Annotated in this window: 11 protein-coding genes; 2 read left to right on the top strand and 9 right to left on the bottom strand. The window is 62.5% G+C overall.

Features of this window, described 5'->3' with window-relative positions; translation table 11 throughout:
* Positions 1-4 precede the first annotated feature (4 nt).
* From VSR68_RS07330 to VSR68_RS07370, 9 genes are all read right to left on the bottom strand, one after another.
* Positions 5-1135, bottom strand: a complete 1131-nt coding sequence (locus tag VSR68_RS07330) for an acyl-CoA dehydrogenase family protein (RefSeq protein WP_342939181.1) — start codon at positions 1133-1135, stop codon at positions 5-7.
* A gap of 10 nt (positions 1136-1145) precedes the next feature.
* Complete coding sequence (locus tag VSR68_RS07335; protein WP_342939182.1) at positions 1146-2354, bottom strand: acyl-CoA dehydrogenase family protein; 1209 nt, start codon at positions 2352-2354, stop codon at positions 1146-1148.
* Positions 2355-2366: 12 nt separating this feature from the next.
* Positions 2367-3548: an acetyl-CoA C-acyltransferase gene (locus VSR68_RS07340; protein ID WP_342939183.1), complete on the bottom strand. Its 1182-nt coding sequence runs from the start codon at positions 3546-3548 to the stop codon at positions 2367-2369.
* Positions 3549-3586: 38 nt separating this feature from the next.
* Positions 3587-5707: a 3-hydroxyacyl-CoA dehydrogenase NAD-binding domain-containing protein gene (locus VSR68_RS07345; RefSeq protein ID WP_342939184.1), complete on the bottom strand. Its 2121-nt coding sequence runs from the start codon at positions 5705-5707 to the stop codon at positions 3587-3589.
* A gap of 153 nt (positions 5708-5860) precedes the next feature.
* Positions 5861-6772, bottom strand: coding sequence for a LysR family transcriptional regulator (locus VSR68_RS07350; protein WP_342939185.1), 912 nt, complete (start codon positions 6770-6772; stop codon positions 5861-5863).
* A gap of 147 nt (positions 6773-6919) precedes the next feature.
* Positions 6920-7939: a zinc-dependent alcohol dehydrogenase family protein gene (locus VSR68_RS07355; protein ID WP_342939186.1), complete on the bottom strand. Its 1020-nt coding sequence runs from the start codon at positions 7937-7939 to the stop codon at positions 6920-6922.
* 100 nt (positions 7940-8039) lie between these two features.
* Entirely contained in the window at positions 8040-8471 is a 432-nt protein-coding gene (locus VSR68_RS07360) for a tautomerase family protein (protein ID WP_342939187.1), read from the bottom strand.
* Positions 8472-8671: 200 nt separating this feature from the next.
* Positions 8672-9553 (bottom strand): 3-keto-5-aminohexanoate cleavage protein, encoded by an 882-nt coding sequence (locus tag VSR68_RS07365; RefSeq protein WP_342939188.1) that lies wholly within the window; start codon positions 9551-9553, stop codon positions 8672-8674.
* A gap of 47 nt (positions 9554-9600) precedes the next feature.
* The gene (locus VSR68_RS07370; RefSeq protein WP_342939189.1) at positions 9601-11007 is read right to left on the bottom strand and encodes an NAD-dependent succinate-semialdehyde dehydrogenase; all 1407 of its coding nucleotides are present in this window, start codon (positions 11005-11007) and stop codon (positions 9601-9603) included.
* Between the two features lie 164 nt (positions 11008-11171).
* Between VSR68_RS07370 and VSR68_RS07375 the strand changes: the two genes are divergently transcribed.
* Complete coding sequence (locus VSR68_RS07375; RefSeq protein ID WP_342939190.1) at positions 11172-11468, top strand: DUF1330 domain-containing protein; 297 nt, start codon at positions 11172-11174, stop codon at positions 11466-11468.
* A 512-nt stretch (positions 11469-11980) separates the two neighbouring features.
* Complete coding sequence (locus VSR68_RS07380) at positions 11981-12757, top strand: enoyl-CoA hydratase/isomerase family protein (protein WP_342939191.1); 777 nt, start codon at positions 11981-11983, stop codon at positions 12755-12757.
* Position 12758: the final 1 nt, after the last annotated feature.

Raw genomic sequence — 12758 nt, forward strand, 5'->3', positions numbered from 1 at the left:
GGCGTCAGCTCCTGTTCAAGGTGATATAGCGTTCGAGATGGTGATCTTCGTCGCCCAGCTGATGGTCGATCATCACGAGGCGCTTCGCGTAGTGGGCAAGCGGCAATTCCCATGTCATGCCGATGCCGCCGTGCAGCTGGATGGACTCTTCGGCCACTTGCGCACCGACGCGCCCGATCGTGTACTTCGCCGCCGACAACGCGCGTTCGCGCTCTACCCGGCTCCCGCCAAACGCGGCGGCGGCATTGATGACCGACGAGCGGGCCTGCTCGATCTCCAGTAGCAGATCGGCCATGCGGTGCTGCAATGCCTGGAAGCTGCCGATCGCGACACCGAACTGCTTGCGCGTGCGCAGGTATTCGAGCGTGTGTTCCTTCGCGACTTCCATCGCGCCGAGCGCCTCTGCGCACAACGCGAGCACGCCCGCGCCGATGCTGTGCTCGAGCGTCGTGTAGCCCGCGTCTCGTTCGCCGAGTAATGCAGTGTCGGGGACGCATACTTCGTTCAGGTGCACCTCGGCGGCCCGTCCACCATCGATCTTTCGATAGCCGCGCACTTCGAGGCCCGGCATCTCGCGCGGAACGACAAAGAGCGAGATCCCTTCTTCGGCTTCGGCTGTGCCGCTCGTGCGAGCCGAGACGAGATAGAAGTCGGCCTCCGCGCCCTGCTGCACGACGGTCTTGACGCCCGCCAGCACCCAGCCGTTCGAGCCCCGGTCGGCGCACGTCGACACCCTGGCCAGTTCGTAGTGCGAGCCGGGCTCGTCGTGTGCGAGTGCGGCGACGGCGCGTCCCTCTATCAGGCTTGCGATGAGAGGCTTGTGCGCGTCGTTGCCTGCATGAGCAAGCGCGTGCCCGACAGCGAGCGCACCGAGGAACGGCTCGACCACGAGTCCGCGCCCAAGGCTCTCGAAGACGACGGCGATATCGAAGCCATCGCCGCCGAAACCGCCATCGGTCACGTCGAAGAGCGCGCCGACGACGCCCAGCTCCGCAAAGCGAACCCATAGTTCGCGGCTGAAGCCCGACTCGCTGCACGCGAGCTCGTCGCGCTTCGCGAAGCCGTACTGCTCGCTCACGAAACGGTTGAGCGTATCCGCCAGCATGCGGCGGTCTTCGGTATGCTGGAAATTCATCGCGATCCTCTTACAGTCCCAGGATCATCTTCGAGATGATGTTCTTCTGGATTTCGTTGGAGCCGCCAAAGATCGACAGCTTGCGGTTGTTGAAGTAGAGCGCGGCGGCGCTCGCGGCCTCGTCGGGGCCGATCGGCGCGTCGTCGTAGCCTTCGTGCAGCGCCTCCTCGACAAACGGCTGCGCGTACGGCCCCATCGCGCGGCGCATCAGCGACGACAGCTCCTGGCGAATCTGCGTGCCGCGAATCTTGAGCATCGAGCTTTCCGCGCCCGGCACGCCGCCGCCCGCCACAGCGGCGATCACGCGCAGGTTGGTCGTCTTCATGTTTTCGAGGTCGATCTCGACGCGAGCGAGACGCGCCGCGAAGAACGGGTCGTCGGCAAGCGGACGGCCGTTGCGCGTGACCTTCGACGCGGCCCGGCGCAGGCGCGCCAGCGCCGCAACCGAAAAGCCGACGCCCGCGATGTTGGTGCGCTCGTAGGTCAGCAGATACTTGGCGACCGTCCAGCCCTTGTTCTCTTCGCCGACGAGATTCGCGACGGGCACGCGCACATCGGTGAAGAACACTTCGTTGATTTCGTGTTCGCCTTCGAGCGTGATGATGGGACGCACTTCGACGCCAGGCGAATTCATGTCGACGAGCAGGAAACTGATGCCCTCCTGCTTGCGTACATCCGTTGCCGTGCGCACGAGGCAGAAAATCATGTTCGCGTGCTGGCCGAGCGTGGTCCACGTCTTCTGGCCGTTGACGATGTAGTGCTCTCCATCTTCATCGATGCCGCGTACCGCGCTCGTCTTCACCGACGCGAGATCGGAACCCGAGCCCGGCTCCGAATAGCCCTGGCACCACCAGTCGGAGCCATCGAGGATGCGCGGCAACCAATGGCGCTTCTGCGCTTCGCTGCCGTACCTGATCAGCACGGGACCGAGCATGTTCACGCCGAACGGCACGATGCGGGGCGCGCCCGCCAGCGCGCACTCGTTCTCGAAGATGAACTTCTGCACGGCGTTCCAGCCCGGGCCGCCGTATTGTTCGGGCCAGTGATTCGCGAGCCAGCCCTGTTCGTTAAGGATCGCGTGCCATTCGGCCATGTCGCCGCGCGTGAGGCGCAAGCCGTTGCGCACCTTGCCGGAGAGCCTCGGAGGCAGTTTGTCTTTCAGGAAGCGCACGACTCGCTCGCGAAAGGCTTCCTCCTCGGGGGTAAAGTTCAGATCCATATCCTGTTTCTTTCAATAGATTTCGAAGAGGCCGGCGGCGCCCATGCCGCCCGCGATGCACATCGTGACGACCGCGTACTTCACGCCGCGACGGCGGCCCTCGATGAGGACGTGGCCCACGAGGCGCGAGCCCGTCATGCCGTACGGATGGCCGATGGAGATTGCGCCGCCGTCGACGTTGAGGCGCTCGGACGGAATGCCAAGGCGCTGCTGGCAATAGACCGCCTGCGATGCGAATGCTTCGTTGAGTTCCCACAGGCCGATGTCGCCGACCGTCAGTCCATAGCGCGCGAGCAGTTTCGGCACGGCGAGCACGGGGCCGATGCCCATTTCATCCGGCTCGCAGCCGGCTACCGCGAGCCCCCGGAATGCGCCGAGCGGTGTGAGGTTTGCGCGCTCGGCGGCTTTCGCTTCCATCATCACGCAGGCCGAAGCGCCGTCGGAAAACTGTGACGAGTTGCCTGCCGTGATGTACTTGTCCGGACCCTTGACGGGAGCGAGCTTCGCGAGTGCCTCCATGGTGGTGCCTGGGCGATTGCAGGTATCGGCGGAGACGGTCACCTCGCGCTGCCTCACTGCGCCCGTCTCCTTGTCGGTCACGGCCATCGTGGTCGTCACGGGCACGATCTCGTCGGCATAGCGGCCGGCGAGTTGAGCTTCTGCCGTCCGACGCTGGCTTTGCACCGAGAACAGGTCCTGCGCTTCACGGCTGATGCCGTAGCGCTGTGCCACGATGTCGGCGGTGTCGATCATCGTCATGTAGAGCGAAGGCTTGTGCTCGACGATCCACGGGTCGAGCGCGGTCACGCCGTCTTCACGCGTGCGGATGCTGGAGATGCTTTCGACGCCGCCGGCGATGATCGCCGGCGCACCGTCGACGACGATACGGCCGGCCGCCATCGCGATGGCCTGCAGACCGGACGCGCAGAAGCGTGTCACCGTCGTGCCGGCGATCGAAAGAGGCAAGCCCGCGCGGACCACTGTCTGGCGCGCGATGTTGCGGCCCGTGTTGCCTTCCGGATAGCCGCAGCCGAGAATCGCGTCCTCGATCAGGTCCGGGTCGATGCCCGAGCGTTCTACGGCTGCCCGCACGGCGAACGAAGCAAGCGTGGGACCGGGTGTGATGTTGAATTCTCCACGGTGCGCTTTGGTCAACGGCGTGCGCGCGGTGGAGACAATGACGGCTTCCCGCATGGTCTGAGTCTGCAAAGAGGGATGAAGAGTTGAACGGATCAGGCGATGTGGTTGAGGCTCGCCAGCGTGGCGCCGTGCTCGACCAGCCCGACGATCAGCGGCGACGGTTGCCAGAACACCGGGTCCTCTTGCGCGAACTCGCGGATGTCGGCGAGCACTTTCGCGAGACCGACGGTGTCGGCGTATTGCATCGGGCCGCCGCGATGGCGCGGAAAGCCATAGCCGTAGAGAAACGTCACGTCCACATCGAGCGGACGCAGCGCGATGCGCTGATGCACGACGTTCGCGCCTTCGTTGATCATCGCCGCCATGTAGCGACGCATGATTTCTTCGTCGGAGAACGTGCGCGGCGTGACGTTCGCACGCTCGCGCTCGGCATCGATGATCGCCTCGACTTCGGGATCAGGCGTGCCTGTGCGCGCGCCGTCGGGATACAGGTAGTAGCCGCGCCCCGTCTTCTGGCCGAACCAGCCGCGCTCGCAGATGCGATCGGCGATCTGCACATAGCGCTGTTTCGGGTCGCGCGTCGCGGCGCGGCGCTTGCGCGTCGCCCAGCCGATGTCGCCGCCCGCGAGGTCGGCGACCTGGAATGGGCCCATCGGAAAACCGAACCCGCGTACCGCGCGGTCGATCTGATACGGCGACGCGCCGTCTTCCATCATGTGGTCTGCGGCTGCGCGGTAGACCGCGAGCACGCGATTGCCGATGAAGCCGTCGCATACGCCCGCTCGCACGGGCACCTTCCGCAGCTTCTTCGCCAGGTCGAATGCGGTAGCAACCACGTCGGCGCTGACCTGCGCGGGCACCACGACTTCGAGCAGCTTCATGATGTTCGCGGGGGAGAAGAAATGCAGGCCCACCACATCGCCGGGGCGCGACACGCTTGCAGCAATCGCGTCGATGTCGAGATACGAGGTGTTGGTGGCGAGCACTGCGCCTGGCTTGCAGACGCGGTCGAGTTCCGCAAATACGGCCCGCTTGATGCTCATTTCTTCGAAGACGGCTTCGATCACGAGGTCGGTGCTAACGAGCGAATCGTAGGACGTGCTGCCGTTCCAGCGCGCGAGCACGGCCGCTTTCGCGTCGGCTGTCATGCGGCCCTTCGCGATCAGTCCGTCGTAGACCTTTTCGATGTTGGCACGGCCGCGTGCGAGCGATGCATCGTCGCGTTCGATCATCGTCACGGGCAGCCCCGCATCGAGCAGCGCCACCGCGATGCCTGCGCCCATCGTGCCGCCGCCGATCACACCGACGCTCGTCATGGCACGCGGTTTCGCGTGACGCGTTTCGGGCGCTTTGAGCACTTCGCGTTCGGCGAAGAATGCGTGAATCAAGCCGGCTCGCTGCGGGCTGTCGAGACATTGCAGAAACAACTGGCGCTCATGGCGCAGACCGTCGTCGAAAGGCAGTTCGAGCGCCGCCTGCACGGCATCGACGATCTTCAGCGGCGAGAACAGCCCTCGCGATTTCTTCGATGTTTCGGCGCGTGCTGCTTCGATGGCGGCTCGACTGGCCACGCGATCTGCGAGCCCGACAGCATCGCGAGTGCGGCGCACGGGAGCCTTCGCATCAAGCAATGCCTTTACGTAGGCCAGGCCCTCCGTCAGCACGTCATCCGTTTCGCCGACGCGGTCGACGAGACCCAGCGCGAACGCTTCCCGCGCGCCAACGTGACGCCCGCTCAACATCAGATCCAGCGCGGCCTTTGCGCCGATGAGTCGCGGCGCGCGCTGCGTGCCGCCTGCACCTGGCAGCAAGCCGAGCGTCACTTCGGGCAAGCCGAGCCGGGCGTCGGCGAGCGCGATCCGGTAGTGCGCGGCGAGCGCGATCTCGAGGCCGCCGCCGAGCGCCGCGCCGTGGATGGCCGCGACGACCGGCTTGCGGCACGCTTCAATCCTGTCGCAAACGACAGGCAGCGATGGCGGCAGCGGCGGCTTCCCGAACTCCTTGATATCCGCGCCGCCGATGAAGTTGCGTCCCGCGCCGATCAGCAACACCGCGTCGACGGCGGAGTCCTTTTCGGCGAATTCGATGGCGTCGTTCAGTGCGCGCCGCACGGCCACACCGAGTGCGTTGACAGGTGGATTGTCGACAGTGAGAACAAGAATGCGATTGCGCAGTTCGCGCCTGACGTCATGCCCGGCCGATTCGGAAGTCATATCCCGTGTCTCCATGTGTTTCGTTTGGCTGATTGTTAAATGCGCGGCGTGCATTGACAATCCAACTGACAGTTGACGAACTGTTAACTGAAAGTTGACACTGGACGCGGGTAGTCCTGCGGGGCGGGATGACGTGCTTGTTTGGGTGAAGCGCTAGCTCCAGGTTTGCGCAAGCGACAGGATTTCGGCGCGCAAATAGTCGATCAGCGCTTGCGTCGCGGGCGACGGATAGCGATTGGGCAGCGTCACGATATACAACGTGTTCTGCATGCCGGCCACGCGGAAATGCGGCAGGATTCGCAGCAGTTCGCAGCTCGTCGGCGCATGCGGCACGTAGGCCGGCAACAGTCCGACGCCCATGCCCCGACACACGGCCTCTGTCAGGAACGGATAGTCCGACGACTGCAGCGCAGGCTGCATCGTGATCGCGTGGACGTCCGTCTCGTCCCCGCGGTGCGTGAGCGTCATCGTGACGCGACGGCCCGGATACGCTGACGCGATCAGCGTGTGCTTTTCGAGGTCGCTCGGGCAGTCAATCGGACCGTGCTGTTTGACATAGTCGGCTGACGCAACCAGGTTCCAGTCGATCGAGCAGATATTGCGCGCCACGTAATCGAGCGGCGGCGTCGCTGTGATTCTTATCGCGACATCGACCTCGGCTGCGATCAGGTCTTCGATCCGGTTGTTGAACGTGACCGTGAGCGCGATGCCTGGATGCACGCGCGCGAACTCCAGCAGCTTGCCGCCGAGAAACATCCTGCCGAAGCCAGTGGGCACGCTGATGCGAACGCGCCCGCTCAAGGTCTGTCCGAGGCTATCGATAGAGGCCTGCGCCGTGCTCAGGTCTTCGAGCATGCGCTGCCCGCATTCGTACAGTGTGTGGCCGGCTTGCGTCATTTCGAAGCTGCGCGTCGAGCGACGCAGCAATTGCGCGCCTGTTTCGCGTTCCAGCAGTTTGAGCCGCTGACTGATATTCGCACGCGTCATCCCCAGCTTGCGCGCGGCGGCACTGAGGCTACGCGATTCGACGATCTCGACGAAGAGGCCGATCAGGTTCAGGTCCATGGTTTGATGGTGCGTGTGATTGCCTGGCGATCGAGTGCAACCGCTTTCCCATTTCCGGCATAGACCAATAGTTTAAGTCAGCGTCAACCACGGCCTTCACGCGAATAGCGACGACCGCTTCGCGTTGCAGGTGACATTGGGTGTCGTTCAACGCTCCGCGAACACCAGCAGCGGCTTGGCGTCGTGTGCGGCGCGCTCGGCGGCCGCGAATGCTTCGAGTGCACGATCCACTGAGTAGCGGCGCGCTGCCGGCGGCTTCAAGGTGCCCTCGGCGATGCGATCGAGCAGACTGCGCAGCGTCCGGCTGCTTTCACTCATCCCCTTGCGTGCGAGCCACGAGAAGATAAACCAGCCGCGCACCTCGGCAGCAGAGTAGACCAGCGCCGGAGCGAAAACCGGCATCTCGAACGCCGCCGGGTCGGTCTGACGATGCGAGGACAACGCTCCATACACGAGCAGGCGTCCGTTCGGGGCCAACTGACGCGCAAGGGTGGCGCCCGTGCGGCCGGCGACGCAGTCAATCGCGCTTACGATGCCATTGCCGCCCGTGGCCGTCGTCAACTGCGCCTGCCAGCTTTCGTCCGCGGTGCATAGCACGACGTCACCGCCAAGCGCCTGAATCTCGGCGACCTGCCCTTCACGGCGTACAAGGTTGATGGTGCGGAACCCCTGCGCTTTCGCGATCTGCAGCACGAGCCGACCGACCGTCGAACCTGCCGCGCTCTGGACCAGCCAGTCGCCGCGTTCGAGCTGGTGCTCGCACATTGTCATTGCCCATGCCGTCATTGGGTTGATCAAAGCCTGCGCAGCGTCCTCGTCGGATATCGCCGCCGGTACAGGTATCGCGCGGTCGGCTGGACCGATGACTTGTTCTCGCCACGTTCCAGGCACATCCAGCAACACAACGCGTTCTCCTACCCGCGTACTCGACACTTCGCTGCCCACGGCGTCGATGATGCCGACGCCCTCTGACCCGGGCGAGGCTGGCAGTGCCGGCTGACGCTGGCGTGCGAAACGTCCACGGATGACGTGCAGGTCGGACGGGTGCACGGGCGCCAGCAGCATCCGCACGCGAACTTCCGCCGGACCGGGCGTGGGCTCGGGCAAATCACACCAGTGGACTACCTCTGACGGCTCGCCGTTGCGTTCGAATATCAAAGCATTCATGTGCTCACCAGACGGTTGGGAGAGACTGCGATGAAAGCCGGGCTTTCATCGCAGTCGATTGAGTTCAGCCTGCCAATGGCTTCAGATGAAGCTGAGCGATTCAACCTTCGCTCGGCTCATACGGCGACGCCCGGTTTTCAAGCTTCCATTTCTTCTCAGCTTCCGTATCGGGCCGAGGTGGTCGAATGCCATCGATCAACCACAGTTCTCGCGGCGTTTCGCCGACATGCAGCTCGTAGTGGTAGCCCCGCTCCTGGACAAATGGCGCAATTGCAGCGTTCGCCTTGCGCAACCACGACTCCGTCCACGTGACATCCTTGGAGATATGTCTGGCGAATTGATCCAATCTGATTCTGACAAAATCACCTCGCGACTCACCTCCCATGAAGAAAGAGTCTTTCGGCTGTTCATGAAACAGAACGCCTACATAGAAGCGAGGGATGATGTAAATGTCGGCGATTCGCTTCGCCATCTCCTGCTTGTCTTCTGCCGTGTAGGCACCGGGGGGATGATAGATATTCCACAAAGGCATTTTTGTCTCCATGCATCAATAGATGCCGCGTTGCTTATGTCAGAGCATCCAGCACTCTGCAAAGCAAAGATGAACCCGACATGAGTGAGGCGGCGTTATAGATAGCCCAAGGATAGGCTACCGTCTGGAACCAATGCTTTCGCAACGCAGCATTGATTGCGACTCGTCGCACCGAAGCGCGATCACATCGTCGGCCCGTTCTACTGGCGACGGGAAAGGCCGAGTAAGCCGCGAGCCTCGTCAGGTGTCGCCACTTCTCCGCCGATACTTTTGACGATACTGACCGCGCGTTTGACCAGCGCCGCGTTGCCCGGCGCCAGTTCCCCTTTGGCAAGGTAAAGGTTGTCCTCCAGGCCGACGCGGACATGCCCGCCGAGAATCACGCTTTGCGCGACGATCGGAAATTGGGCGCGAGAGATGCCAAATGCTGACCAGCGAGCGTTCTCGGGCAAATAGCGCTTCATCTGAAGAAGGCTCTCGGTATCGGCGGACGCGCCCCAAGGCACGCCGAGACATAACTGGAACAAGGGAGCCTGCAGGATGCCCTGCGTTTCGATCAGATGGCGTGCCAGCCGCACGTGTCCCAGATCGAATACCTCGAGTTCCGGCTTCACGCCAGCTTCTTCAATCAAGGTTGCCATCTTGATCAGATGGTCGGGCACGTTGACGAACGCACGATTGCCGAAGTTCATGGTCGCGATGTCCAGCGTGCAGATATCCGGACGCAATTCGAGCACATGCCGCACGCGCGCCTCGGGCGACATCATCGTGCTGAGTTCGCTTCCCCGGTTCGGGTCTTCGTCGCTGGGAACGAATCGTGCCCCGGGTCCTGTGGTCAGGTTGATCAATATCGGGCATCCGCTATTGCGGATACGCGTGACGACTTCGCGGTAGAGCGCCAACTCTGTACTTGGCGCGCCGGTCTTCGGGTCGCGAACGTGAATGTGCGCGATGCTCGCGCCCGCCTCACATGCGGCAATGGCCTCATTGGCGATCTGCTCGGGCGTAACCGGCACTGCTGGATTCACACGCCAGTTATCGTCGCTGCCAGTGAGTGCACAACTAATAATTGTCTTGCTCATGGTGTCTGTTCAAAAGAGAAAAGAATCAGGCGTCGTCGTTCGCGCGTTCAGGCGGCCCGCGCTGGGCCGAACGGTGAAGCCCCGACTGGCGCAACCCGGATCAGCTTCTTGTTGACGAATTCGTCGAAGCCGAGCTGCGAAAGCTCGCGGCCGAACCCTGACCGTTTGACGCCACCGAACGGCAGTTCCGCTGACGTACCGAACGGCTGATTGATGAACACCATCCCGCTATCGATCTGAGCGGCGACTCGCTCGCCGCGTTCGGTATTCGTGGTGAACACCGACGCACCGAGTCCGTATGGCGTGCCATTGGCGAGCGCGATCGCGGCGGCCTCGTCCTCGACGACGTAGAACGCTGCGACCGGGCCGAACAGCTCTTCGGCGAAGACAGGATTCTGCGGCGAGATGTCGGTCAGGACAGTCGGTTGCAAATAGAAGCCTGGGCGCGCGACGCGCTTTCCGCCACACACGATGCGCGCGCCATGCGAAGCCGCGCGATCGATCTGCTCAAGCAGCAGACGCAATGCACGCTCGGATGAAAGCGGCGCGACGGCGGTCGCCGGATCGGTTGGATCGCCCGTCTCGAGCGATGCCATACGCTGCGTGAAGCCTTCGAGAAACGCGTCACCGCGTTCCTTGCCGACCACGATGATGCGCTTCGAACCCACGCAGCATTGACCCGCATTGAGCATGCGGCCTGCGACCGCGCTTTGAATCGCCCAGTCGAGCGGCGCATCCTCGAGCACGATGAACGGATCGCTGCCGCCCAGTTCGAGCACGACCTTCTTCAGATTGCGGCCCGCGCGTTCGGCGACGGCGGCGCCAGCGCGCTCGCTGCCCGTCAGTGTCACGCCCTGGACCCGCGGATCGTCGATGACGCGGCCAGCCTGTTCGATCGAGATGAACAGATTCGTATAGACGCCTTCAGGCGCGCCCGCTTCCTCGAACAACCGGGCAAAGGCCAACGCCGATTGCGGGACGCTCTCCGCATGCTTGAGCAGCAGGACGTTGCCGACCATCAGTTGCGGCCCGGCTACGCGCGCGATCTGGTAGTACGGAAAATTCCATGGCTCGATGCCGAAGAGCACGCCGATTGGCTCGATGTGCACGGCTGCACCGGGCGCTTCCGCGAGCGGGCGCGGTTGCAGATACGCGTGCGCATGTTTTGCGTAGTAGTCGAGAATGTTCGCCGACGACTCCACTTCCTTGCGTGCTTCGCCGCTGCGTTTGCCCATTTCCAGCGTCAGATAGCCTGCGTACTCGTCGGCCTTCTCGCGCAACAGCGCCGCCGCGCGCGACACAATGCGCGCCCGGTCGCTGACGGGACGGCGGCGCCAGTCAGTTTCAAAAGCGCGCTGCGCGGCAGCGAGCTTCGTTTCGAGCAGCTCATCGGATATGTCGGCGTAGGTGGCGAGCAGTTCGCCCGTTGCAGGATTAGTCGTCGTGTACGGCATGAAGTTCTCCGCGAAAAGGTTGGCATCGAGTCATCGCATTGGCATATGCTAACACCGTTAACACGCATTCTGACCAGCGTTTTATGGCCAGGAAAAACCCTCATTGATATTCATGTTAACACCGTTACCATGATCACGTATCTTCTTTCAACTGGGGAAGCGAAATGGCGAAGGGATATTGGGTGGCGGCGTATCGGGCAGTCCATGACGCAAGCAAGCTCGCGGCGTACGGCGTCCTCGCGACCCGGGTGGTGAAAGCCGCGGGTGGAAAATTTCTGGTGCGGGGCGGCGAAGTCGTTGCATTTCAGGCGGGTCTCAAGGAACGGACCGTCGTAGTCGAATTTCCGAGCTTCGAGCAGGCACTCGCTACGTTTCAGAGTGAGGCTTATCAGGAAGCGTTGGCCGTATTGGGAGACGGAGCCGAAAGGGACGCACGCGTCGTTGCAGGCCTCGATGATTGAAATGCTCCCAAGTACCAACCGACGCCGCCGTCTGCATCCACCGCTCAGCTTTGATCTTCGCGATTGTGATCTTTCGCGAACGGTAAACGTCCGTTACCACGCTCTCCCTGTTGCGGATTTCTGGAGAAAGTTTTGGCTTGTGAACGAAAATCGCTACGTACTTTGGTCGAGCATTGGCTTGCGCCCGGTGCAACGCATCAGGTTAGAGTCGTCGAGTTTCGGAACAACCGTGCCGGGCAGCAACGCTATGTACGTGTAGAGGTGTCAAAGACAGGAGAGCGCGCGGCGATGTTCTTCTTTCGTCACGACGATGGCATATGGCGCGTATTCCCTCCCGCGCAAGTTCGAACCGCGATGGGCGCCAGTTGTGCCTTCACTCATTGGCATTGATCAACCACCGAATCTGAGAGACAACCGTATTCAAGTTAATCCTGGCGTTATATTTCAGCCACATGTTATACACGTTAACATTTAAGCCGAGAGACGTGCAAATCTGAGGAAATGGAGCAAAGATGGACGAAGCAATTGTTCAGACAGAAATCAAAGGCCACGTAACGGTCCTTGCGATGAACCGTCGCCCGCACAACCTGATGGGCCCGACACTGTATCGCGCGCTACTCGATGAATTCGAAGAGGCAGTGAAACGCGGCTCGCGCGCGATCCTGTTGCGCAGTGGTCTGCGGCACTTCTCGGCAGGAGCCGAAGTAGCGCTTTTTCCAGATCGCATTGCCAGGCAAGGTAAAGCACTGATGGACCCGCTTGAGGTGCTGCGTGGCTTCGAATCACTACCGATCCCGATCGTCGTGGCGGTGAACGGCACCTGTCTCGGCGGTGGATTCGAAGTGGCGCTCGCCTGTGACTTCAGCGTCGTTGCCGAATCGGCCAAGATCGGCTCGGTCGAGGTCGCACTCGGCTTGCATCCGCTGCTCGGCGGCATCCAGCGTCAGGTGATGCGAGCCGGTCCAGCGCGAGCGAAAGAACTCGCGTTGCTCGGTCGCCGTTACGACGCGGCTACCCTCGAACGCTGGGGCTTGATCAATCTCGTTGTGCCCGACGACAAGCTCGATGAAGTGGCGCTGTCGGTTGCGCAGGAACTGGCCGCCGGTCCGACCATTGCGCATGCCGCTACCAAGCAGCTCGTCCGGGTCGCGGTCAACGAGGGCGTGGCTGCTGCCGACGATGCGATGTTCGAACTGCAGAAGCCGATCTGGGCATCGCAGGATCTCAAACGTGGACTCGAGGCCTTCGAAAAGGCCGGTCCCGGCACCGCCGTTTTCGAAGGAAATTGAC

Source organism: Paraburkholderia phymatum (genome assembly GCF_038900715.1).
Lineage (GTDB): Bacteria > Pseudomonadota > Gammaproteobacteria > Burkholderiales > Burkholderiaceae > Paraburkholderia > Paraburkholderia phymatum_A.